Consider the following 23,508-nt stretch of genomic DNA (forward strand, 5'->3'; position numbering starts at 1 on the left):
AATCAGGTGGCAACGCTCGCGCAGATCAAGGATCTCCTGGGAGAGCCCCGCTTTAATTGGACGAATCCAGCTCCCTGGTCTCAGCTGGAGCAGGAACTCGGCATCACCTTTCCTGCGGACTTCCGAGAGGTCGTTGACGCCTACGGTTCCATTCTGATCAACGGGCAGCTGTATCTTGAGCACCCCGCGAAAGAGTCAGGAAGGGACCTCGGGCTGAAGATCAGGGAGGAGATTGAGGATTGGCGCGAAAACGAAGAAGACTTTGAAGACCTTCCGAGTCGGGTTGGTTCCGGCCCCGGAGAGCTCCTCCCTTTCGCGAGCGCCGTATCCGGGGAGTGTGTCTTCTTTCGCGTGCCGGTCGAGCCGTCCATGCCCTGGTGGATCGGCGTTCACGAATTCGACAGCCCGGAATACGTCGCCCACGACATGACGTTCGGTGACTGGCTACTCGCCTATCTCAGGGGCGAGAACGTAACAGTGCATTCGCGTAATTTCGCACCAGGAGGCCCCTTCTTCGAACCCATCAGCTGAATCGCCCCTGACGCTTACGGACTGACCACGTTCGATCGCGCGACGCATGAGTGTGGCCAACGGTTGTACTGATCGCGGAGCAGATTCTGTGAGAAGGGGCACGTCCGGAGCCGTCACGGGAGAGCGGTGACTTCCGCTTGGTAGAGGGAGGGTGCGCTGCGCGCCCTCCCTATTGCCGAGTTGAAGGGGTGGGAGTCATGGACGGTGAGGGAAGACCGGTGCCGAGAGCGGGGGAGATGCGGGGGCGGGCCCAAGAGTTCGTGGCGCGGGTGACCGTGCGGAATCGGTTGCCCCTTAACTATTCCGTCGCGAGCCTCCGCGTCGTCGACTTCCTCATCGAAGGGCTGCGCAGGGGCGGGCGCGGGCGCGATGAGGTTGCCGGTGCGCTCTTCGGTCTCGGCGCCTATGTCGGGGAGGTGTTGGTGCGGCGGGCAGGCGCGGTCTGGGTCGATTTCGACGAGAGCCAGCGCCTGTTCTTCGGACATTCTGTGGGTGTACGCATGCCGGACGGGAGGGTGTGGAATCCCCTGGGGAAGGTCGTCAATTGCTTTGACGCTGCCGCTGATTCCGCGGAGCAGTCATTGCAGACCTTCTACCTCACCCTGCCGGGGCGCTCGCGGCGTGCGGCCTAGTTCGGGCCGCTAGCGACGCGGAGGGGCTTTCTCGGGGGCACGGGCACGGTGAGCAGTGTCAACGGGGTTAAGAGGAGAGCGTGGGGCAGGGTGGGGAACAGTATCGCCGTGCGGGGGTCGGCGACGAGGAGTTGACGCGGGCTCTGGGGGGTGCCAGGGGCGGGGACGAAGCGGCTTTTGCCGTCGTCTATCGGTGCGTGCAGCCCGGGCTTCTCGGGTATTTGCGCGGGCTCGTCCGCGAAGACGCCGAGGACGTGGCTTCCGAAGCGTGGTTGCAGATCGTTCGGGACCTGGGACGGTTCCGTGGGAGCGGAGCCGACTTCCGGCGCTGGACCGCAACCGTCGCGCGCCACCGCGCCATTGACCACCTCCGTCGCCAGAAGAGCAGGCCTCGCGCTTCCCTGCTGGAGTGGGACGCGTTCGCCGTGCCCGCCGACGACGACACTGCCGGTGAGGTCCTGGAGGCGATGACCACCTCCCGGGTTCTGGGTCTTGTGGCCGAACTGCCGCCGGACCAGGGTGAAGCGGTGCTGTTACGCGTTGTGGTGGGGCTTGACGGCCCTTCGACCGCGCAAGTCCTGGGCAAGCGGCCGGGTGCCGTGCGGTCGGCGACGTATCGGGGACTGCGCCGCCTTGCACGGCAGTTGGCCTGCGAGCCCGAGCCCGCCGGTCCTCCGCGAAGGCGTCTCGTGGGGAGCGGATACGCCGTGCGGCGGGAGAGACGGGCGGTGTGTTGATGGAGATGGACGGGCTTGGGGTGCGGTTGCGGGGTGTGGCTCGGCGGGGGATGCGGTCTCGGATCATGCTGGTCGCATGGTGCCTGGGCTTCCTGCCCTTGGTGCTCGTCCTGGTGTCCGTGGCTATGAGGTCCAGGTCGCGCCCGTGGCTCAACGGGCTCGGTATGGGGCTGATGTACATCGTGCTGGGCGGCGGGCAGGCGTGGCGGGATAGCCGGCGGGTTCGAGCTCTGCTGGATGAAGGGGAGGAGTTGGTGACGGTCTTCCCGGTCCGGCCTGACCGGAGCGGCCTGGCCGGGCGGCTGGCGGGGGCCGGTGGTTTTCTCGTTGTCACCAATTGGCGCGTGCTGGTGTTCGCCCATAACCGGATCGCCGATGTCGCGACAGGTGTGCTCTGGTTCGCACCGCGACGTGAGTGTTCTGCCGAGCTCGGGCCGGGGCGGCGTCAGTTGTCCACTACCTGTGGTGAGGAGACCCGGCGGTGGCGGTTCGGCTTCGGCGCCGGGCGCAGGGCCGCCGTGGAGCGGTTCGTCGTTGCGATCAACCGGGGGTGGTGGTGAGCCGTCGTTCGGGATTGGGGCTTCTGCAGGAAAGTCCCACCCCGGTCTGCGGTGACCTGGGCAGATGCCGGGGAGCGGTGGGACTTTGCTGCAGTTGCCGGGTGTGGGTGGCGCCGTGCTGCTCCGCCCGGATCTCGGGGGGAGCAGCACGGCGCCTGGGTGGCGGGGGTGGGGGCGTTACGGGGTCAGGGTTTCGCCCAGGTGGGACGCCGCCGGGGTGCCCAGTTGCGTGCGGCCGTAGTAGACGCCCGTCGACGTCGAGACGCCCGATGCGCCGCTGTCCAGTTGGAGGATCGTGCCGTTGCCCTCGTCCTCGCCGTCCACGCCGATGGCGAGGTCCGCGCGGCCGTAGCCCGACAGGTCGGCGAGCATGACCGAGGAGCCCAGGCGGTCCGCCGATTCCGTGGAGCCCGTGATTCCCTCCGTGTCCTGGGTGAACGCCTGGGCGCCCGTGCCCGTCAGGCCTGATGACGTGCCCTTCAGGAGCAGGGTCGTGCCCGCGTCCTTCCTCGACGTACCCGCGCGCGTGATGTCCTCGTTCGGGGCGCCCGTCAGGACGTCCGCGTAGCCGTCCAGGTTGAAGTCGCCCGCCGAGACCGACCAGCCCATCGCGTCGCCCGACTCGGCGGCTCCCGGCACTCCGGACGTGTCCTGGTGGATCGTCTTGAGGCCGGTGGTCGTGAAGCCTGTTGATGTTCCGGGGACCACCGTTACCTGGCCACCCGCGTGCGCGCCCGACTCCGCCGTGTACGGCTGGCCGATGACCAGGTCGTCGTAGCCGTTGCCGTTCACGTCGCCCACGGCGAGGGAGCGGCCGCCCTTGACCGACAGGGAACCGACCCTGCTCAGGCCCGACCTCGTGCCCTTGAACCACTGGACCTTGCCGACTCCGGCCTGGTCGCGGTACGTCAGCGCCACGTCCGCGTAGCCGTCGCGGTTGAAGTCGCCGGATGCGGCATCCGCGTACGAGATGGCCGTGTCGCCCGACGTGAGAGTGCCGCCGACCTCGTTGCCCGCCTTGAAGCGCGCCGCCCACGTGCCGCCGGTGCCGGTGGACGCCGCGAAGACGTCCGCCTTGCCGTCCGCGTTGAAGTCGCCGACCGCCACCGCCGAGCCGAACTTGGCGCCCGGGTAGTGGAAGTCGTCCGCCAGCTGCATGTCCGTGCCGGAGGTGAAGTCCGGGCCGTAGAGCATCGTCACCGCGCCGCGGTCCTTGTTCGAGGTGTCGTCCTCGCCGGGGGCGCCGATCGCCAGGTCCGCGTGGCCGTCGCCGTTGATGTCACCCCAGGCTGTGGCCGCCGCCCAGTTGTCGCCCGCCTCCGAGGCGCCGGGGACTCCGGGGCTGGACTGGGTGAGGGTCTTCTTGGAGCCGCTGACCGGGCCGTCGAGGCCGCCCGGGACGATCGTCAGGCTGCCGACGCCGCCCGAAGCCTTGGGCGTGCCCGCCACCAGGTCCGTGATGCCGTCCCTGTTGAAGTCGGAGGTGGGGGCAGCCGAGTTGCGGCCCGCGCTTGTCGCGTAGCGGCGGATCTCGCCGAGCTTCGAGTAGAGGTTCTTGCCGGGGCAGGCGGTGGCGAAGCCGTCGCGGTGGCCCGAGATCGTGTTCAGGGAAGGGGTGTCGCCCTTCTTCCAGACGCCCGTGTCGTCGGCCGCCGTCAGCGTGACCTTGCCCGACGGGTCGCCCTCGTACTGGCCGAGCTTCCAGGCCGCCACGCGGGACACCGACTCCAGGGCGGCACGGGTCGGCTTGCCCGCCGGCTTGTTCGTCGCCGGGTCGCCCTCGAAGTCGCCGAGTACCGCGATGCCCGCCGACTCACCGTTGAAGCCGTACGTGTGCGCGCCGCGCACCGGCAGATCGGTGCCGCCGCCGCGGCCCTCGAAGACCTGGCCGCACTTGTCCACGAGGAAGTTGTAGCCGAGGTCGTTCCAGCCCTCGGTCTCCACGTGGTACGCCATGATGCCGCGGACCAGGGCCGCCGACTGGGCGCAGCTGTAGTCGTTCGTACCGACCGTGTGGTGGACGAAGACCGCCTTGACCTTGTCTATGTACTCCGGCGGGTCCTCGACCTGCGACTCGTCCGCGCCCCACGCCGCCCTGCTGATCATGGGCGGCTTGGTGACCGTGGACGGCGGGGCGTCGGGGACCGTGGGTTCCGGTTCCGGTTCCGGTTCGAGGGTGGCGGAGGGGGAGCCGGTGGGAGCGGGAGTCGTGGGCGCGTCCGACGGCGTGGGTGACGCCGGGTCGTTCGGCTCCGGTGACGTCGGGTCGGTCGGCTCCGGTGTCGGCGTCTCGTCCTCCGCGAACGCGACCGGCGCCATCACCGAACCGTCGAGCGCCGGGTTTTTCGCCTCCTTGGACGTCACGCCGGGGTCTACGAGGTTGACCTCAAGTCCTGTGGGCAGCGCGGCACTTGAGGTGCCGTCCGCCGCGACCACGCGGACCTCGACGCCGTCCGACGGGCCCACCCACAGCGGCTCGGACGCGGCACGCATGCCCGCCTCGGCCTTCTCGGGCAGGTGCAGCTCCAGGTCGAGGTGCTGCCAGCCGGTCCACTTGCCGCTCTCGGCGGAGCGCGTACGGACCTGGGCCGTGCCGTCGAGCTCCTTCGTCACGCCGGTCCACGAGACGCCGAGCAGCGAGAACTGCTTCGCCGACGTGCGCGGCAGCTCCCTCTCCTTGGCGCCGTCGGCCTTCAGCGCGATGTCGTGCACGCTCACCGGGCGCTTGTCGCGTGAGACGCCGGCGGGCAGCTCCCCGGTCGAGGGATCCGCCATCGCGTACGTGACGGCCCCCGCGCCGCCCAGCACGACGGCCCCGATCGTCAGCCACGCCCTGCGCTTGAGACTCAGCGGCCTGTACGCGTGCGTTGTTCGCGCCGATTCGCGCGGTTTGCGCGGACTCAAATGCCCCACCCCTTAGCGAAGTTGCCGGTTGATCCAGTTGACCAAAGCGAGTTCGTACGACTGCCTGAAAGGTCAAACGGTTGTACGCGGAAGGGTGAAATGTGACGTGACGTATCCCGCACTCCCGGGGCGTGACGTATAGGCAGAGCATTGCGCTGGGTCAGCTGACAGCTGTGAACGGGGAGCGTGGATGGGGGCCGTGGTTTCTGTGGTGGGGAAGAGACGCTGGTTGAGGCCGGGCGTGCGGGGGATCGTCTGCTGTCTTGTGGTGGGGGCGCTCGCGTCATGCGGTTCCGGGGGCGGGGGGAAGGTGTACGAGGGGCTGGTCGAGCGGACGCCGCCGGAGCCGCCGAAGCCTGCCGACGAGGTGCGGGGCGAGCGGCTCGGCAGGCAGGCCATGGAGCTGCTCAGGGAGACCGATTCCCTGCGTATCGGGGTCGAGATGACCACCTCCAAGGGGTCCAAGGACGTCTCGGTGCACATGGACCGCCGCAACAACTGCACGGCGACCTTCGACTCGGGGCCCATGGAGAAGGGCGAGATGATCGTCGTCGGGGGCGGGGCGGCCTACCTCCGGTTCTCGGACGAATCGCTCGACGCGATCCGTGCCACCGCGGCGGCACGCGGGCCGGAGTTCGCGGCCCGGGTCAGGGAGCGGACGGCGCTCGTGCGCGGCAAGTACATGAAGGTGCCGGAAGGCAGCGGGAGGTCGGGGTCGGGCACGGCACAGCTGACGAAGATGTGCGACCTCGACGGCATGCTCGGTCAGGTGGCCGGCAGCCCGGGGTCCGGCTTGGACATGGGCGGCGTACGGGCCCTGCCGGACAAGCGGTGGCACGGCGAGCAGGTCACCCCCCTCGCGGAGGACGGGGAGGAGATGGTCGCCTATCTGGCCACGGGCGGAAAGCCGTACATGGTCGGCGCGGCGCAGACGCGGGGCGACGAGCGCATGGAGATGCGGATGTCCGACTACGGGAAGCCGGTCACCGCGCGCACCCCCGACCCGTCCCTGGTCCTGGACATCGAAGAGCTCGGCTGGGACGGCGGAGGGAACCTGTTCGAGGTCTGAGGAGGTCTGAGGAGGTCTGAGGGGGCGCGTCAGCGCCCGGGGCGGCCTGTGACATTTCTGTGCGCCCTGGCGCAGCTCAGCGTGGGGGACGGACACGGTGAGCTGCGTCGCACAGGTACGGATGGGAAAGCGTGGGTCGAGGAGGGGAACCCCGTCGCGCACAGGCGCGTGACGAGGAGCTGGGCGCCGCGGTCGCGCGGGCACAGGAGGGCGACGAGGCGGCTTTCGCGGTCGCTTATCGCCTGGTGCAGCCCGGGCTCGTCGGCTACCTGCGGGGCCTGGTCGGCCACGACGGGGAAGTCGCCGAGGACATCGCCGCCGAGGCCTGGCTGGAGATCGCCCGCGACCTGGGGCGGTTCCGCGGTGACGGGGCGGGGTTCCGCGGCTGGACGGCGACCATCGCGCGCCACCGGGCGCTCGATCATCTGCGGCGCCAGAAGGTCCGGCCGCGGACGGCCGCGCTGGAGCAGGACTTGCTGGAACTTCCGGGGCCGCACAGCACGCCGGAGCAGGCACTTGAGTCCATCTCTACGGAGAAGGCTCTCTCGCTGATCGCGGGGTTGCCGCGGGATCAGGCGGAGGCGGTGTTGCTCCGGGTCGTCGTCGGGCTTGACGCTCCGGCGGCGGCGCGGGTGCTGGGTAAACGCCCCGGGGCGGTGCGTACCGCTTCGTACCGGGGGCTCAAACGCCTTGCGGAGCAGTTGCAGTTGCAGTGGGGGGAGTCGGGATGACGGGGGAGCGGGTGCCGTCCGTGCCGCCGGGGGCGGAGTTCGGCAAGCTTCCTCTTGCCGATCTTCTTGCGGAGGCGGTGCGGCGGGGTGGGCGGGTTGACGCCGAGGCCCAGCGCAGGGCGCTCGCCGCGTTTCGCTCCGCTCGGTTGGGCGGGGCTTTGCCTCGGGTGCCTCGGCCTGGCGACGACTGGCGCTGACCCCTGCCGGGGGGCTTTGGCGGTTCTGGGGTGCGGGTGGGTGGGGGTTGCCCGCGCCGTTCCCCGCGCCCCTGACGGGGCTGTCTGTCGTGTGTCGGCTGCACGTGCGTGGGGGCTTGGCGCGCAGTTCCCCGCGCCCCTGACGGGGCGCCCCCTTAGGGGCGCGAGGAACTGCGCGAGCAACCCACGGCGACCTGCGGGCGAAGGAAGAAAGGGGGAGGTAGGGAGTCCGGTTGAGGCCCCTGCCAAGGTGAGCGGCCGGGGTCGCCACCCCCCACAGGAGAGACCCCGGCCGTCACGCGGACGGACCGCACGCGGCCCGTATTCCCTTCAGCGCCGCGCGTGCGTTTTCTGTCACACCGCGTTCTGTCACGCGCTAGTTGCGCGTTGTACCAAACATGGACGTGAGCCCACTTCAGCCCGTAGCGTGCTGCTTCGCGCCAGGCTGCGGGGGCAGGACCGCGACCGGTGTAGGCGCATAGGGAGAAGTAGTGCTGGGGGACGACGCGGAACTGACCGCCGCGGTGCTTGCGGCGCAGGACGGGGACGAGACCGCGTTCCGGACTGTGTACCGCGCCGTGCACCCGCGGCTGCTGGGCTACGTGCGGACACTGGTCGGAGACCCGGACGCGGAGGACGTCGCGTCCGAGGCCTGGCTGCAGATAGCCCGTGACCTCGACCGGTTCAGCGGCGACGCGGACCGGTTCCGGGGCTGGGCCGCACGCATAGCGCGCAACCGCGCGCTCGACCACATACGCATGCGGGGCCGCCGCCCGGCGATAGGCGGCGACGAGACCGAACTGACCGGCAAGCCGGGCGACGCGGACACCGCGGACGAGGCGATGGAATCCCTCGCCACCACGGACGCCCTTGCCCTGATAGCGCAGCTCCCGCAGGACCAGGCGGAAGCCGTCGTGCTCCGGGTGGTCGTCGGCCTGGACGCCAAGAGCGCGGCCCAGACCCTCGGCAAGCGCCCCGGCGCGGTCCGTACCGCCGCGCACCGCGGACTGAAGCGGCTCGCCGAACTGCTGGGCGCGGACGGCCCGCCGAGCGAGGGCGCCCTTGACGCCGTACCGCCCCAGAGGGAGCGGCGGGGGCACGCGGTGTCACCTGCCGGTGTGACGCATTCGCGTGTCCGGGCGCAGAAGGACATGTGATGGCCGACGAGGATTACAGGTGGCTGGACCGCGACGCGGCGGAGCGTTTGCTGAACGGTGAGCCCTTCGACGGCACCGAGCAGGGCACCGGACACGGCACCGAACACGGCACCGGACACGCCCCCGCGCAGGGCACCGAACACGGCACAGGCCGCAGCACCGACCATCACTCCCGCGAGCAGGCCGCACGGCTCGCCAAGGCCCTGGCCGCACTGGCACCGGATGACCGCGCCGGCTCCGTCGTACCCGCCGACATTTCCGCCGAACTCCCTGGTGAGGCCGCCGCGCTCGCGGCGTTCCGGGAGGCTCGCGGCGGCCCTGAGGGACGGGTCTCTTCTACGCGCGTGGGAGCGGGCGAGACGGTGCATATCGGGCGCCAGGCCGAGCCCTCGCGCCCCGCACGCTGGGCCCGCCCCATGCGCTACGGCCTCGCCGCCGCCCTCGCGGGGTGCATGATCGGCGGGGTCGCCGTGGCGGCAGGAACGGGCGTGTTCCCCTCGCCGTTCGGACACCGGGACACGCCGGGCCCCGCGGCCTCCGCGTCGTCCGTCGCGTCGCCCGAGCCGCTCGCGTCCCCGTCCGGCGGCGGCAGCAGCGCCCCGGACGTGGAGCCCGACGACGTGACCACCACCCCGGACCAGCCCTCGACCGAGCCCGGCAGCAGCGCCCCGCCCCCGCAGGCCGAGGGATCGCCGGGCGCGTCCAAGGGCGGCGACGGTGCCAAGAAGCCCGGCCCCGGCGATCCGCAACGCCAGAACGAGGCCGGCGGCTGGTACCGCAAGGTCGTCGCCGCCTGCCGCGACTACCGCAGCGGAGATCTCCAGGGCGAGAAGCGGCGCCGCCTGGAAGAGGCCGCCAAGGGATCCCAGCGGGTCACCGAGTTCTGCGGCCGGGTCCTCGACGGCTCCGGCAGCGACCGCGAGCACAACGGCGGCGGCAATTACGGCGGCAACGGCGGCAGCGGCGGCGGTAACGACGACGGCGACGACGGCGACGACGGCGACAACGGCGACGGCGACGGCTCATGGGGCGGCGGCAACGACCACTGGGGCAACGGCGGCCTGGCCCCCGCCCCGCCCGTCGAGGGACCCTCGGTGCCACAGCCGACGCCCACGCCGAGCGCCTCCTACAGCGCCCTGCCCGTGCTGCCCGACAACGCGTCCTAGCCGCTCACGGCGGGTCGCCGCGGCAGGTCCTTGAACGCGGTACTGGCTGGGTGTGACGTTTTTTGAAGCAGTGACGCAGTAAGAAGTGAGCCGACTGGTCATCGGCCCGCGCACGAGCCAGGGGTTCCCCCCGTACCTTTGGCTCCGTGCCACCAGCGTGGGCGGGAGACGTTCCCCCGATCCCGCCCACGCTGATTAATCCGACGGGCAGCGCGCCCCTCCTTCCGACGGGCAGCGCGCCTCACTTGTAGACGACGACCTTGTCGCCCTTCCTGACCTCCGCGAACAGATTCGCGATCTTCTTCTCGTCGCGGACGTTCACGCAGCCGTGCGAAGCGCCGTTGTAGCCGGTCGCCGCGAAGTCCGTCGAGTAGTGCACGGCCTGGCCGCCGCTGAAGAACAGGGCGTACGGCATGGAGCTGTCGTACAGCGTCGAGACGTGGTGCCGGGACTTCCAGTAGACGTTGAAGGTGCCGTCGCGCGTGGGTGTGTACTGCGAGCCGAAGCGCACGTCCATCGTCGAGACGACCTTGCCGTCGATCATCCAGGTCAGCGTGCGGCTCTCCTTGCTGATGCACAGGGCGCGGCCGGTCATGCAGGCCTTGGCCGGCTTGGACGGCGGGATGCCGCCCCCGGAGTAGAGCTCGTACTTCGTCGGCTCGTCCGTCATGGCGAGCAGCCGCTGCCAGGTCACCGTGTCCGTCGTGCCGGTGCCGGGCAGCCCGCGCTTCTCCTGGAAGCCCTGGACCGCGGCGGCCGTGGACTTGTCGTACGTCCCCGTCGGGTCCGCGTAGATCCACTGGATCTGCCGCAGCCGGGACTGCAGTTCCCGCACCTGGTCGCCGCGCTGACCGGGCGCGAGCAGGGTCTTGGGGGCCGGTTTCGGTGCCGACGACTCCTCGGACTTCCCGTCCGCCTTCCCGTCCGCCGTCCCGGACGGCGCATCGGAGTCGCCCGACTTCGTCTTCGTGGGAGAGATCCGGACCGGCTGATCCTGCCCGTTCGCGCCGTCGGCCTGCGCCTTGCACCCGCCGACCAGGACGGCCGCGACCACGGCCCCCACGGCTATCGCACCTTTGCGCACAACGACCCCCGCCATCGCTCCACTGCCCGACAGACTCGCTGAGAGTGTTCCCCGCGAGTGACCACCCCTGAACGTTGCCCCATGCTGGACTGGAACCGCCATACCGGACAGGTAACGGGACACGTAACCGGACAGGTAACGGAGAAGCATCTCCGGCAGGAGGCACAGAGCGATGGCGCGTGAGTCGGAGTCCGGGCTGCCCGTCGAGCCCGTGTACGGCCCGGAGGATCTCGACGGCTGGGATCCCGCGGCGAAGCTGGGCGCTCCCGGCGCGTATCCGTACACGCGCGGCGTCTACCCGTCGATGTACACCGGCCGCCCCTGGACGATGCGCCAGTACGCCGGGTTCGGTACGGCCGTCGAGTCGAACGCCCGCTACAAACAGCTGATCGCCAACGGCACGACGGGCCTTTCCGTCGCCTTCGATCTGCCCACGCAGATGGGCCACGACAGCGACGCGCCGATCGCGAGCGGCGAGGTCGGCAAGGTGGGGGTCGCGATCGACTCGATCGACGACATGCGGGTCCTGTTCGGCGGCATCCCGCTGGACAAGGTGTCGACGTCGATGACGATCAACGCTCCCGCCGCCCTGCTCCTGCTCCTGTACCAACTGGTCGCGGAGGAGCAGGGAGCCGACCCCGGCGAGCTGACGGGCACGATCCAGAACGACGTGCTCAAGGAGTACATCGCGCGCGGCACGTACATCTTCCCGCCCAAGCCCTCGCTGCGTCTGATCGCCGACATCTTCAAGTACTGCCGGGCCGAGATCCCGAAGTGGAACACCATCTCGATCTCCGGCTATCACATGGCGGAGGCGGGTGCGACGCCCGCGCAGGAGATCGCGTTCACCCTCGCCGACGGCATCGAGTACGTGCGCACCGCGGTCGCGGCGGGCATGGACGTGGACGACTTCGCACCCCGCCTGTCCTTCTTCTTCGTGGCCCGTACGACGCTGCTCGAAGAGGTCGCCAAGTTCCGTGCCGCGCGCCGGATCTGGGCCCGCGTGATGCGCGAGGAGTTCGGCGCGAAGAACCCGAAATCGCTGATGCTGCGCTTCCACACGCAGACCGCCGGGGTCCAGCTCACCGCCCAGCAGCCCGAGGTGAACCTCGTCCGGGTCGCGGTCCAGGGCCTCGGCGCGGTGCTCGGCGGCACCCAGTCGCTGCACACGAACTCCTTCGACGAGGCGATCGCGCTGCCGACCGACAAGAGCGCGCGCCTGGCCCTGCGCACGCAGCAGGTCCTCGCCTACGAGACGGACGTGACCGCCACGGTCGACCCGTTCGCCGGGTCGTACGTCGTCGAGAAGATGACCGACGACATCGAGACCGCGATCCTCGGCCTCATGGAGCGCGTCGAGGACATGGGCGGCGCGGTGGCCGCCATCGAGCAGGGCTTCCAGAAGGCGGAGATCGAGCGTTCCGCCTATCGCATCGCGCAGGAGACCGACTCCGGCGAGCGCGTCGTGGTCGGCGTCAACCGCTACCAGCTGGACGAGGAGGACCCCTACGAACCGCTGCGCGTCGACCCCGCCATCGAGGCCCGGCAGGCGGCCCGCCTCGCGAAGCTGCGGGCGGAGCGCGACCAGGCGGCGGTGGACGCGGCGCTCTCGTCGCTGAAGGACGCGGCGAAGGGCGATGCCAACGTCCTCCACCCGATGAAGGACGCGCTGCGGGCGCGGGCGACGGTGGGCGAGGTGTGCGACGCGCTGCGGGAGGTGTGGGGGGCGTACGTGCCGACGGACGCGTTCTGACAGGGCGGGCTGACAGGGCGGGCTGACAGGGCGGGTGATTTCTGGGTCCCGGATCCCGGGTCCCGGCTCCGAGTGTCCGCTGGGCGGACACCGCGTCCCTCATGCCGTACACGCGTGCGACACTCCGCCCCATGCTGGGTGTCACCGATCTTCCGACCTATCTCGCGGGCGTAGCCCTGATCGTTCTCCTTCCGGGGCCGAATTCGCTGTACGTGATCTCCGTCGCCGCGCGCCGCGGCGTACGCACCGGCTACAAGGCCGCGGCCGGAGTGTGGGCCGGCGACACCGTCCTGATGACGCTGTCGGCCGCCGGTGTCGCCTCGCTCCTGCAGGGCAACGCCGTGCTGTTCGGGATCGTGAAGTACGCCGGTGCCGGCTATCTGACCTGGCTCGCGGTGGGGATGCTGCGGGCCGCGTGGGGGATGTGGCGCGCACGGCGTGAGAACGCAGTGGAGCAGGGGCAGAGCGAGTCCGACGACTCGGCGGAGCGGCCGTTCCGCAGGGCTCTGGTGATCAGCCTGCTCAACCCGAAGGCCATCCTCTTCTTCATCGCCTTCTTCGTGCAGTTCGTCGATCCGGGATACGCCTATCCCGCGCTCTCCTTCCTCGTGCTCGGAGCCCTCGCCCAGGTGGCGAGCGTCCTCTACCTCACCGCCCTGATATTCGGCGGCACGAAGCTGTCGGCCGCCTTCCGCCGCCGCAAGCGGCTCTCGGCGGGAGCCACCTCGGCGGCGGGCGCGCTGTTCCTCGGATTCGCGGCGAAGCTCTCGCTCGCCGGCGGGTGAGCGGTACCGGGAACGGGCCTCAGTGGTGCCAGGCCGCGCCTCCCACGTTGTGGATCATGCGCTGAAGCACCTTGAGGGTATGGATGTACTCCTCGTCCGGGATGCCCTCGTGGATCTCCGCGCGGGTCTTCTGCTGACGCGCGGCGGTGTCGTCCCGGAGCTTGCGGCCCTCGTCGGTGATGCGCAGGCGGCCTTCGACGTCCTCGGTGAGCAGGGCGCGGTCGTGCAGGGCGCTGATGTCGTGGTGCAGGGACCCGTCGCCCACGTTCAGGTAGCCGCGCAGGGTGGCGACCACGTCTTCCTTGGCACGGCCGCCGTCGGCGACTATCTGGTTCAGGATCCACCACTGGGGCTGGGTGAGCCCGGACTCGGCGAGCATGGTGCGGATGTGGTGGACGACGGATTCGCCCGCGGCCGATGCCCAGTAGCCGATGGGCTGGTCGATGAGGTCTTCGTCGCGGTGGGAGTACGTGAAAGTGTCCATGCCCAGAACGTAGAACCTCAACTTTGATTGAGGTCAACTGCCTCGGTGGATCAGTTCGAGGTAGTCCGTCAGGCCCGTCGCGTCCTCGCTCGCCCAGCCGACGTAACCGTCGGGGCGTACCAGGAAGAGACCTCGGCCGTAGGGCGCGTAGGCCTCGACGCGATGTACGTGCACCAGTTCCTCGTCCGGTGAGGGCGGCGCGGCATCCGTGCCGCCGACCGCGAGCAGCGTGAAGTGCGGGCCCCTGAACAGGTCGAACAGCCTTCCTCCCGCCGCGAGCGGCCCGTCCGGCGCACGATCGCCCGCCCGCAGTGCCCCCTCCGGAAGGCCGGTCCGGGTCTCCACCGCCAGGGAGCTGTCCCGGTAGCCCAGGCCCAGCTGGCGCGTGGCGTCCCCGCGCCGCTCCTCGCCCCGGTGGACGCGGGTGGAAAGGCCCAGCATCTGCGCGGCGTTGGGCAGGCGCTCGGCCTCGTAGGTGTCGAGGAGGGCCGCGGGAGCGCCGCCTCGCAGGACCGCGCCCAGCTTCCAGCCGAGGTTGTACGCGTCCTGCACGCTGGTGTTCAGGCCCTGCCCGCCCGCCGGCGAGTGCACGTGCGCCGCGTCCCCGGCGAGGAACACGCGGCCATCGCGGAACCGGTCCGCCATCGCCGCGCGCGGCCGGAAGTCGGAGGCCCAGCGCACCTCGGTCACGTCGTCGGCGGCGAGATGCGTACGGGCGGCGACGACCTTCCGTACGCCTTCCAGCGAGGTGTCGGGGTCGGTCCCGTCCGTGAACTGGGCCGTCAGCTGGAAGTCCGCGGTGCCCGCCAGCGGGCAGATCGCCAGGAAGCCGCCGCCCCCGCCCTCGGCGGCCGGCGGGAACATGTGCCAGTTGTCGCGGTCCAGGGCGGGGATGCGGACGTCGGCGACCAGGACCGGGTTCGGGTCCACCGTCTCGCCCGTCATGCCGATGCCGAGCGCCGCGCGCACGGTCGACCGGCCGCCGTCCGCCGCGACGGCGTACGCGGCGCGCGCGGTCCCGCCGTCCGCGAGCCGGGCGGTGACGCCCTCCCCGTCCTGCGTCAGCTCGGTCAGGCCGGCGCCGAACCGGACGCCGTCGCCGCCGAGTTCCCTGAGGCGGGCGTACAGGATCTCCTGCGTACGCCACTGGGGGACCATCAGCGGCCGGTTGTACGGGGCGTCCTGTGTCGGCTCCACGGCGTCGAACATCCGGTGCTCGCCCTGCCGCTCGCCGTCCCGCCAGATCATGCCGACCGGGTAGGTGCCGCCCGCCGCCTCGGCCGCCGCGATGATCCCGAGGTCGTCGAAGACCTCCTGGGTGCGGGGCTGGATGCCCTTGCCCCGCGAGCCGGGGAAGAGGGCGTCGGCCCGCTCCACGACCAGGGCGCGCACCCCGCGCCGTACGAGATCGCAGGCGAGGGCCAGCCCTGTCGGCCCCGCGCCCACGACGAGCACATCGGTGATGAGGGCATCCGTCTCGGGAGCGCTGCCCTTAACGCTGTTAAGTTCCATGCCCCAGAGCCTGCGCTTAACGGTGTTAAATTGTCAAGGTGGCTACGACACCCCTGGACCGCACCCGAGTGGCGCGCACCGCCCTCGAGCTCCTGAACGAGACCGGCCTCGACGGCCTCTCCCTGCGCGCCATCGCCAAGGAGCTGGACGTCAAGGCACCCGCGCTGTACTGGCACTTCAAGGACAAGCAGGCGCTGCTCGACGAAATGGCGACGGAGATGATGCGCCGCATGAACGAGGAGCTGGCGGCGGGCGCGGGGCCGGACGCCGACTGGCAGAGCGCTCTCACCGCCGCACTGCGGGGGCTGCGGCGCCATCTCCTGATGTACCGCGACGGCGCGAAGGTCTACAGCGGCACGCACTTCACCGACCTGTCGTACGCCGCCCCCATGGAGGCCCATCTGCGCACGCTGACCGAGGGGGGCTTCACGCCGGGCGAGGCGGCCCGTGCCTGGTTCACGGCGTACAGCTACACGATCGGATACGTGACCGAGGAGCAGTCCATGGGCCCCGACCCGGCGCGGGAGGAAGGCGGCTACGACCTGGCGGCCCGCGCGGAACGTCTCGCTGCGTATCCCCTCGCGGCGGCGGCGGGCAGCGAGATGTTCCGTGACTTCGACGCGGGGTTCGAGAAGGGCCTTGCCGCGGTGGTCGCCGGGATCGGGGCGACGATGCTGGACACGTAGGAACGTAGTCTGGGCCCATGAACGAAGACCCGGGCGAGACCCTGGAACGCCTCGTCCAGGAGTTGGCGGACGCGATAGGCGAGGCGCAGGACGTCATGGGCGAGGCGATGGACGTCGCCCGCACCGCGGCGGGCGACGCCGATACCGAGACCGGCGGAGCTACTTCCGGGTCATGAGCCCGCCCCGGATCAGCGGCGTGAGCCGCTCCTCCACGAAGCGGTTCAGGAGCCACGCGAGCAGCAGCATGGCCGCGATCGTGAGACCGAGGGTCGCGTACGACGGGAGCCCGAGCCCCCGGTGCAGCGCGCCCACCGTCACCCAGCCCAGGTGCTCGTGCACCAGGTAGAACGGGTACGTCAGGGCTCCCGCCACCGTCAGCCACTGCCAGTCGACCCGGTTCAGCGCGCCGAGCGCGATGAGCAGGACCGCGGCGAAGCCCGCCGTCACGACCGCGATGATCCCGAACGACGTGCGGTAGGAGAAGAACTCCGGGTTCGGGGCGTGCCAGAGGCGGTCCACCGCGTAGTGCTGGCCGATCAGCCAGCTCGCGCCCACGATGCCCCAGGCCGTGAGGTCCCTGCGGTCACGGTGGACGAGGTAGATGCCGATGCCGCCGATGAAGAAGGGCGCGTACTCGGGCATGAGGACGAGGTCGAGCAGCGGTTCGTTCGCGCCCTCCGCGATCACCGCGGCCAGGGTCCACACCGCGCAGAACAGGATCACGCGGGCCCGGTTGGCGCCCGGCAGGACGACGCAGAGCGCGAAGAGGGCGTAGAAGCGCAGTTCGGCCCAGAGCGTCCAGCAGACCCCGAGCACCCGGTCCACGCCGAGCGGCTGCTGGAGCATGGTCAGGTTCACCAGGGCGTCGCTGGGCGAGACCGCCTCGTACGCCACCACGGGCAGCGCGAAGACCGCTGTCACCAGCACGATCGCGGCCCAGTACGAGGGGAAGAGCCGCGAGACGCGCGAGGCGAAGAACGCGCGCAGCGGACGGCCCCAGCCGCTCATGCAGATCACGAAGCCGCTGATGACGAAGAAGATCTGCACGCCGAGGCAGCCGTACGCGAACCAGTTGTGTGCCGTGGGGAATTGCAGCTGCGGTGAGCTGCCCCAGGCCTCGCTGATCTCGCCGTCACGGCCGCCGTAGTGATAGGCCGCGACCATCAGGGCCGCGACGAGCCGCAGCCCGTCCAGGGCTCTGAGCCGGGGGCGCGCCCGCCTGACGACCGGAGGAGCCGTGATCGTGCGGGTGAGGGTGTCCTGGCGGTCTGCTGTGTCCGCTCCCGGCGAGTGCTTCGGGAGCGTCGTTCCGGGAGAGGTCATCCGAGTGCGGTCCGCTTGATGGAGCGCTTGACCGAGCGGGCGCGGCGCGCGACCCGGCGTACGGCCGCGTTGCGCGGGATGAACGAGAGCTGCGAGGGCAGCGCTCCGGGCAGGGCGAGAGCCGTGAGGCGGCGCCGCTTGAAGTAGCGCCAGGTGTGCGGGGTGAGGTGCGTCGAGAGGTACCGCTCGGCGGCCGTGCGCCGGCGCGGATAGATCTGCGGCTGCATGGCGAAGCCGACGGCGAGGAGCAGCTCGCCCAGGTCGCCGACCGGCATGCCCGGCTGCCGCCCGGTGACCGCGCTCTTGTCGGCGAGGTCGGGAATGAGCGCGTCCACGATGGTGACCGGGACGCGGTTGCTGTTCTGGTAAGGCGCGAGCCGCTCCAGGAGGGTCTCCGTGCCCGTGCGCGCTACCGGAAGGTTGTACAGCGCGGAGGCGGTGAGCAGCGCCGTCGAGAAGCAGCCGATGACGAGCGCGGGGCGCATCCGCTGGTAGAGGACCTCGGCGAGCACCGGCGAGTCGAGGACGGTCAGCTCCACGCCGATCGCCTCCGCCTCCTTCTCCAGCATGCGCGACCAGCGGGCCGGAGCGGTCGGGTGCGGCTTGAACACCACGCGCGTATGGCCGAGTTCGGCGGCGCCGCGCACCATCCGTACGTGCAGCTCCTCCTCTTCCTCGGCGGTGAGGATGCCGAGGGCGGAGAGGTACTGGCCCAGGAGCAGGGCGGGTCCGGCGATGTCCGGTACATCGCTCTCGCCGTCCGCGAGGCGGTCGAGCACCTTCACGAACGTCTCGGTCGGCACGATCTCCGGCACGACGTCGAACTCGGTCAGGAGCAGCGGGGTCAGGCCCGGCACCAGGTCCAGGTGGAGGAGGCGCCGCACCCGCGTGCCGACAAGGGGGTCGATCTTGTTGCGGGTCGGGCCGTAGCTCATCAGGCCGTCCGCGTAGACGTCCACGGGCGCGCCCGTGAAGATCTGCGCGAGCGCCAGGGCCGGGTTGACCTGGATCGATTCGACGGCCAGCTCGATGTCGTCGTCACCGAGGTCCCACAGGAGCCGGATGTACCGCTCCCACATCGGGATGTCGTCGGCCCGCGGGGCCCAGCCGCCCGGGTGGAAAGGGGAGATGGCCTCGTTCCAGGAACGTACGTCGTCGAAGCGGTCCCGCAGGCGCTCGAAGCCCGGCATCTCGTCCACGGAGAGGGTCGTCTCCGGCGTGGCCGCGTTGTTGCTGACGAGCAGCAGCCGCCGGTCGGCCGGGCCGAAGCGGTCGGCGTCGATCGCGGCGGCGAGCGTCGCGGTGCCGTACAGCGTGGACGCCATGAAGATCTGCGTCGTCGCCATTACGCGGCCACCTCCGCCGACACCGGGCGCCGGCGGAGCCGGCGAAGGCGCGTCGCCCGCTGTATGTCCATGGAGTCGAGGGCGTCGTCGAGAACGCCCTGCGGCATCCGCTTCAGGGCGGCCGCACTCAGTGACTTCAATTTCCGCGCCACTTGTGGCTCGAACCTTTCGATGGATCCCAGATGGTGGGAAATGATCGCGCAGTAAGTACGGACTGCCTTCGGCAGGAGTTTGTCCGCGTCGCGGTCCTCGGCGGTTTCACGTACCACCTGGTCGAATGCCCGGATGAAATCGAGCTGGCGTACGTCGCCGATCTGGGTCAGTGACGAAGCCACCCCGCGCCGGTAGAAAACACCGAGCAGACCCACCGCGGCGAAGGATTCCGCCTCGCGGTGCAGCCGCCAGATCCAGGGCCGGTCCTCCGCGGTGCGCAGGCCGTCCGTGAAGTGCAGCAGGCCCTGGTCGGCCAGGCGCCGGTGGTAGATGCCCGCCCAGGCGTACGCGTAGTCGACGGACGTCGAGCGGTCGGCGGGCAGGATGACGTCCCGCGGCGGCATGACGACCGAGCGCATGCCGTGCGGAACACGGTGGACGGTGCGGGCCCTGGCAGTGCACTGCACATGATCGGTACGGACGAAGTCGCAGCCCAACTGCTCGATGGAAGCCACGAGTTGCTCGTAATAGCCGGGCGCGAGCCAGTCGTCACCGTCCAGGAAGGTGAGGTACTCGCCGCGCGCCGCGTCAAGGCCCGTGTTGCGGGCGGTCGCGAGACCGCCGTTCGTCTCATGTCTGAGATGGACGGCGCCGGGCAGTTCGCGCGCGGCACGCTCCAGAATCTCTGGAGTCTCATCCTTCGAACAGTCGTCGACGAGAATGAATTCGAAGTCGTCGCGTGCGTTCGCTCGCAGACTCTTCAAGGTGTCGGGCGCGTATTGCTGCACGTTGTAGAACGGCACGATGACGGAGAGCTTAACCACGTGGGTGACGTTAGGTGTCGGCCCGGCATTCGTCTTGGCCGAAGGTGAGATGCCAGGTGAACGACGCATGGCGGAATGGTTAACCCGCCTGCTTACCGGCGGTTTCCCGGCCTGATTCGCCATTCGTCGGCATTCTGTTAACCGTTTGTTGCAGCTGAGTTGGGCCGCCACTCTCCATGCCTTCCTAGCGTCTTGGCTGTGCCAGCAAGCAACAGCGGGACGACACGGATCACCGTGCTCGCCGACTCCGACACCCGGTGGAAATGGGGTGCGCTCACCGCGAGCCGCCTCGCCGGCGGGGGAGCGGTCTCGGGCGGGGCAGCGGTTTCGGGCGGGGCAGCGGTTTCGGTTGAGGCCGCGGACCTACGCCTCGACGGACGCCTCCTCCGCGGCCGGGCCACGCCCACCGTCCGACAGCTCGAAGAGGTCGGGGTGCGCGCGGACTCCCTCCGTGAGGTCACCGCGATCGAGTTCCTGCGCGAGGTCGAGCGCGATGCGCCCGACGTGATCGTGCTCGCCCTCGTGGGCGGCGCGGTCCAGGCGGTCCTGCACGGTCTCGCCCGCATCGCGCAGGACACGGCGGCAGCCGGCGGGCGCAGGCCCGTCGTCGTCACCGGCTATGTCGGCGTCGTCTACGAGAAGCTCGCCGACGGCCTGCTCCTGCGGCACGGCGCGGACGTCGTCCTGGCCAACTCCCGGCAGGACGCGGAGCGTTTCCGCGCCGTGTACGAGGGAGTGGGCGCCGACGCATCGGGCGTGGTGGAGAGCGCGCTGCCGTTCCTGGGCGGCGCGGCCTATCTCGAAAAGGACCAGAAGCACGACCCGTACACGGTCGTCTTCGCGGCGCAGCCCTCCGTGCCGGACAGCCGCGCACACCGCACGTACCTCCTGAAGCGCATGGTCCAGCACGCACGGCTCCACCCGGACCGCGAGGTCCTGATCAAGCTGCGCAGCAAGCCCGGCGAGCACACCACGCACATCGAGGAACTGCCCTACCAGAAGCTCGCCAAGGGCGAGGACCTGCCGCCCAACTGCCGTCTCGTCTACGGGAACATGGGCGAGGTCCTGGACCGTACCGACCTGCTCGTCACGGTCAGCTCCACCGCCGCGCTCGAATCCCTGCACCGCCGCATCCCCACCGCGGTCCTCACCGACCTCGGGGTGCGCGAGGCGCTCGGCAACCACCACTTCATCGGCTCCGGATGCCTGGCGTCCTGGGACGAGATCGACACGGGGTACAGCCCCGAGGCCGCTCCGGAGTGGGTCGCGCGGCAGGGCGTCGCGCCGGACGGGACGTACGAGACGGCGTTCGACGCGGCACGCGAGCGCGTCGCGGCCCTGCTCGCTCAGGATCAACTGCCGCCGGTCTCCCCGTACTACAGCCTCACCACCGCCCGCGGGTACCTCCCCGGCATCCTGGCCCGCCACCACCTCGGCCCGGACGGCGCCCCGCTGCCCGGCGTCCCCGCGGCGGACCGCGAGCCGGGCCCGGTGCGCCAGGCCGTCCGCAGCGCGGCACGCGGCGCCTACCGGCACGGGGTGCAGCGCGTGGCCCCCGTCATCCGGCGGATGGGCGAGCTGTGATCCCCCACCCCTCTCAAGGAGCCCCTATGTCCCACCCCGCCCCGGGGAGCGCGCCAACGCGCCGCGTCCTCGCCGTCATCCCGGCCCGCGGCGGCTCCAAGGGCGTGCCCGCCAAGAACCTCGCGCCGGTCGGCGGCGTGCCCCTGGTGGCGCGCGCCATCCGCGAGTGCCTGGCCGCGCGGCTCGTCACGGACGTCGTCGTCTCCACGGACGACCACGTGATCGCCGAGGCCGCGCGCTCGGCCGGCGCCGAAGTGGTGCTGCGCCCCGCGGCGATCGCGGGGGACACCGCGACCAGCGAGGCGGCGGTCCTGCACGCGATGGACGCCTACGAGACCCTGCGCGGCACCTCCGTCGACATCGTCCTGCTCGTGCAGTGCACCAGCCCCTTCATCGTCCGCGAGGACCTCGACGGCGTGGTCGGCTCGATCATCGACGGCGGCGCGGACACGGCCCTGACCGTGGCGCCCTTCCACGGCTTCGTCTGGCGCGACGCCGACGACGAGCCCGCGGCCCTGGACGCCCGGCGCACCGGCGAGCTGGGCGGCACCACGAAGGTCGCCAACGCGACGGCCACGGACGGCGGTTACGGCGTCAACCACGACAAGTCCTTCCGCCCGCGCCGCCAGGACCGCCCCCAGGACCTCCTGGAGACGGGCGCCGTCTACGGAATGGACGTCGCGGGCTTCCGCGAACACAAGCACCGCTTCTTCGGCCGCACCGAACTCGTCCGCACGGACCCGGCGCGCGTCCTGGAGATCGATGACCCGCACGACCTCGCCCGCGCCCGGGCGCTCGCGCCCCTCTTCGACTCCGGCCGGGCCGACGCACTTCCGACCCGCGACGACATCGACGCGGTCGTACTCGACTTCGACGGCACCCAGACCGACGACAGGGTGCTGATCGACTCCGAAGGACGGGAGTTCGTCTCCGTACACCGCGGGGACGGCCTCGGCATCGCCGCCCTGCGCGATTCGGGCATCCCGCTGCTGATCCTGTCCACGGAGAAGAACCCGGTCGTCGCCGCGCGGGCCAGGAAGCTGAAGCTTCCCGTCCTGCACGGCATCGACCGCAAGGACCTCGCGCTCAAGCAGTGGTGCGAGGAGCAGGGCATCGCTCCCGAGCGCGTGCTCTACGTCGGAAACGACGTCAATGACCTCCCGTGCTTCGGCCTTGTCGGCTGGCCCGTGGCGGTCGCGAGCGCCCACGACGTCGTACGCGGCGCCGCACGCGCGGTCACCGCTCTCCCCGGTGGTGACGGCGCGATCCGAGAGATCGCCGCATGGATCCTCGGCCCCTCCCTCAACAAGTAAGGAACGTTCTGCCATGAGCTCCACGACCCCCACGATCGCCAACTCCCGTCTGCGCACCTTTGGTTCGAAGACGGCCGGACCCGGTCAGCCCGTGTACATCACCGGTGAGATCGGCATCAACCACAACGGCGAGCTCGACAACGCCCTCGCGCTGATCGACGTGGCCGCCGACGCCGGCTGCGACGCGGTCAAGTTCCAGAAGCGCACCCCGGAGATCTGCACCCCGCGCGACCAGTGGGACATCGAGCGCGACACCCCCTGGGGCCGGATGACGTACATCGACTACCGCCACCGCGTGGAGTTCGGCGAGTCCGAGTACCAGGCCATCACCGAGCACTGCAAGAAGCGCGGCATCGACTGGTTCGCTTCCCCGTGGGACACCGAGGCCGTCGCCTTCCTGGAGAAGTTCGACCTCCCGGCCCACAAGGTCGCCTCGGCCTCCCTGACGGACGACGAGCTCCTTCGCGCGCTGCGCGCCACAGGCCGCACGGTCATCCTCTCCACCGGCATGTCGACCCCGAAGCAGATCCGCCACGCGGTCGAGGTCCTCGGCTCGGACAACATCCTGATGTGCCACGCCACGTCGACGTATCCGGCGCAGGCCGAGGAGCTCAACCTCCGCGTCATCAACACCCTCCAGCAGGAGTACCCCAACGTCCCGATCGGCTACTCCGGCCACGAGACGGGCCTGCAGACCACGCTGGCCGCGGTAGCCCTCGGCGCCACCTTCGTGGAGCGCCACATCACCCTCGACCGCGCCATGTGGGGCTCGGACCAGGCCGCGTCGGTGGAGCCGCAGGGCCTCACCCGCCTCGTCCGCGACATCCGCACCATCGAGGCCTCCCTCGGTGACGGCGTCAAGAAGGTCTACGAGTCGGAGCTCGGCCCGATGAAGAAGCTGCGCCGCGTCGCGGGCGTCGTCGCCGAGGCGGACGCGGCCGAGCGCGAGCCGGTCGCGGTCTGAGCGCGCTGACGCT

The 23,508-nt window shown here is 70.5% G+C and carries 22 protein-coding genes; 15 read left to right on the top strand and 7 right to left on the bottom strand.

What is annotated here, in order from left to right; all coding sequences use genetic code 11:
- Positions 1–6: 6 nt before the first annotated feature.
- The 4 genes from ACWFR3_RS11785 (at position 7) to ACWFR3_RS11800 (ending at position 2,460) form a co-directional block, all read left to right on the top strand.
- A complete protein-coding gene (locus tag ACWFR3_RS11785; protein ID WP_453734409.1) occupies positions 7–531 on the top strand; it encodes an SMI1/KNR4 family protein in 525 nt (174 codons plus the stop codon).
- A 197-nt stretch (positions 532–728) separates the two neighbouring features.
- On the top strand, positions 729–1,163 hold the full coding sequence (locus ACWFR3_RS11790; protein WP_453734410.1) for a hypothetical protein: 435 nt from the start codon (positions 729–731) through the stop codon (positions 1,161–1,163).
- Positions 1,164–1,243: 80 nt separating this feature from the next.
- The gene (locus ACWFR3_RS11795) at positions 1,244–1,900 is read left to right on the top strand and encodes an RNA polymerase sigma factor (protein ID WP_453734411.1); all 657 of its coding nucleotides are present in this window, start codon (positions 1,244–1,246) and stop codon (positions 1,898–1,900) included.
- Positions 1,901–2,064: 164 nt separating this feature from the next.
- Entirely contained in the window at positions 2,065–2,460 is a 396-nt protein-coding gene (locus ACWFR3_RS11800; protein ID WP_453734412.1) for a hypothetical protein, read from the top strand.
- Between the two features lie 177 nt (positions 2,461–2,637).
- On the opposite strand, the gene ACWFR3_RS11805 is transcribed toward ACWFR3_RS11800, so the two are convergent.
- Positions 2,638–5,373, bottom strand: a complete 2,736-nt coding sequence (locus ACWFR3_RS11805) for an FG-GAP-like repeat-containing protein (protein ID WP_453734413.1) — start codon at positions 5,371–5,373, stop codon at positions 2,638–2,640.
- Between the two features lie 301 nt (positions 5,374–5,674).
- On the opposite strand from ACWFR3_RS11805, the gene ACWFR3_RS11810 reads away from it, so the two are divergent.
- From ACWFR3_RS11810 to ACWFR3_RS11825, 4 genes are all read left to right on the top strand, one after another.
- The gene (locus ACWFR3_RS11810; protein ID WP_453734414.1) at positions 5,675–6,433 is read left to right on the top strand and encodes a hypothetical protein; all 759 of its coding nucleotides are present in this window, start codon (positions 5,675–5,677) and stop codon (positions 6,431–6,433) included.
- A 131-nt stretch (positions 6,434–6,564) separates the two neighbouring features.
- Positions 6,565–7,164, top strand: coding sequence for an RNA polymerase sigma factor (locus ACWFR3_RS11815; protein ID WP_453734415.1), 600 nt, complete (start codon positions 6,565–6,567; stop codon positions 7,162–7,164).
- A 688-nt stretch (positions 7,165–7,852) separates the two neighbouring features.
- Positions 7,853–8,518 (top strand): RNA polymerase sigma factor, encoded by a 666-nt coding sequence (locus tag ACWFR3_RS11820; protein ID WP_453734416.1) that lies wholly within the window; start codon positions 7,853–7,855, stop codon positions 8,516–8,518.
- Entirely contained in the window at positions 8,518–9,684 is a 1,167-nt protein-coding gene (locus ACWFR3_RS11825) for a hypothetical protein (protein WP_453734417.1), read from the top strand. Before ACWFR3_RS11820 ends, ACWFR3_RS11825 begins: the two co-directional genes overlap by 1 nt.
- 241 nt (positions 9,685–9,925) lie before the next feature.
- Here ACWFR3_RS11825 and ACWFR3_RS11830 read toward each other — a convergent pair whose 3' ends face one another.
- Complete coding sequence (locus ACWFR3_RS11830; protein ID WP_453734418.1) at positions 9,926–10,783, bottom strand: L,D-transpeptidase family protein; 858 nt, start codon at positions 10,781–10,783, stop codon at positions 9,926–9,928.
- 157 nt (positions 10,784–10,940) lie between these two features.
- Between ACWFR3_RS11830 and ACWFR3_RS11835 the strand changes: the two genes are divergently transcribed.
- Entirely contained in the window at positions 10,941–12,521 is a 1,581-nt protein-coding gene (locus tag ACWFR3_RS11835; protein ID WP_453734419.1) for an acyl-CoA mutase large subunit family protein, read from the top strand.
- 131 nt (positions 12,522–12,652) lie between these two features.
- Complete coding sequence (gene leuE / locus ACWFR3_RS11840; protein ID WP_453734420.1) at positions 12,653–13,306, top strand: leucine efflux protein LeuE; 654 nt, start codon at positions 12,653–12,655, stop codon at positions 13,304–13,306.
- 19 nt (positions 13,307–13,325) lie between these two features.
- Here leuE and ACWFR3_RS11845 read toward each other — a convergent pair whose 3' ends face one another.
- Both ACWFR3_RS11845 and ACWFR3_RS11850 read right to left on the bottom strand, forming a co-directional pair.
- On the bottom strand, positions 13,326–13,790 hold the full coding sequence (locus ACWFR3_RS11845) for a MarR family winged helix-turn-helix transcriptional regulator (RefSeq protein ID WP_453734421.1): 465 nt from the start codon (positions 13,788–13,790) through the stop codon (positions 13,326–13,328).
- Positions 13,791–13,823: 33 nt separating this feature from the next.
- Positions 13,824–15,302, bottom strand: a complete 1,479-nt coding sequence (locus tag ACWFR3_RS11850; protein ID WP_453734422.1) for an FAD-dependent monooxygenase — start codon at positions 15,300–15,302, stop codon at positions 13,824–13,826.
- Positions 15,303–15,331: 29 nt separating this feature from the next.
- On the opposite strand from ACWFR3_RS11850, the gene ACWFR3_RS11855 reads away from it, so the two are divergent.
- A complete protein-coding gene (locus ACWFR3_RS11855; protein ID WP_453734510.1) occupies positions 15,332–15,988 on the top strand; it encodes a TetR/AcrR family transcriptional regulator C-terminal domain-containing protein in 657 nt (218 codons plus the stop codon).
- Positions 15,989–16,005: 17 nt separating this feature from the next.
- Complete coding sequence (locus ACWFR3_RS11860) at positions 16,006–16,164, top strand: hypothetical protein (RefSeq protein ID WP_453734423.1); 159 nt, start codon at positions 16,006–16,008, stop codon at positions 16,162–16,164.
- Here the strand turns inward: ACWFR3_RS11860 and ACWFR3_RS11865 are convergent.
- The 3 genes from ACWFR3_RS11865 to ACWFR3_RS11875 are packed head-to-tail and all read right to left on the bottom strand — an operon-like array spanning position 16,148 to position 19,634.
- Positions 16,148–17,311: an acyltransferase family protein gene (locus ACWFR3_RS11865; protein WP_453734424.1), complete on the bottom strand. Its 1,164-nt coding sequence runs from the start codon at positions 17,309–17,311 to the stop codon at positions 16,148–16,150. The two genes, ACWFR3_RS11860 and ACWFR3_RS11865, sit on opposite strands and share 17 nt — an antisense overlap.
- Positions 17,308–18,657, bottom strand: coding sequence for an alpha-2,8-polysialyltransferase family protein (locus ACWFR3_RS11870; protein ID WP_453734425.1), 1,350 nt, complete (start codon positions 18,655–18,657; stop codon positions 17,308–17,310). Before ACWFR3_RS11870 ends, ACWFR3_RS11865 begins: the two co-directional genes overlap by 4 nt.
- Complete coding sequence (locus ACWFR3_RS11875) at positions 18,657–19,634, bottom strand: glycosyltransferase family 2 protein (RefSeq protein WP_453734426.1); 978 nt, start codon at positions 19,632–19,634, stop codon at positions 18,657–18,659. The genes ACWFR3_RS11870 and ACWFR3_RS11875 overlap by 1 nt, the downstream gene beginning before the upstream one ends.
- A 198-nt stretch (positions 19,635–19,832) precedes the next feature.
- Here ACWFR3_RS11875 and ACWFR3_RS11880 point away from each other — a divergent pair, with 198 nt between their 5' ends.
- The 3 genes from ACWFR3_RS11880 to ACWFR3_RS11890 are packed head-to-tail and all read left to right on the top strand — an operon-like array spanning position 19,833 to position 23,495.
- Positions 19,833–21,218 (top strand): DUF6716 putative glycosyltransferase, encoded by a 1,386-nt coding sequence (locus ACWFR3_RS11880; RefSeq protein WP_453734427.1) that lies wholly within the window; start codon positions 19,833–19,835, stop codon positions 21,216–21,218.
- A gap of 26 nt (positions 21,219–21,244) precedes the next feature.
- On the top strand, positions 21,245–22,531 hold the full coding sequence (locus ACWFR3_RS11885; protein WP_453734428.1) for a cytidylyltransferase domain-containing protein: 1,287 nt from the start codon (positions 21,245–21,247) through the stop codon (positions 22,529–22,531).
- A gap of 34 nt (positions 22,532–22,565) precedes the next feature.
- On the top strand, positions 22,566–23,495 hold the full coding sequence (locus ACWFR3_RS11890) for an N-acetylneuraminate synthase family protein (protein ID WP_453734511.1): 930 nt from the start codon (positions 22,566–22,568) through the stop codon (positions 23,493–23,495).
- Positions 23,496–23,508: the final 13 nt, after the last annotated feature.

This window comes from Streptomyces sp. NPDC055189, from assembly GCF_053606765.1.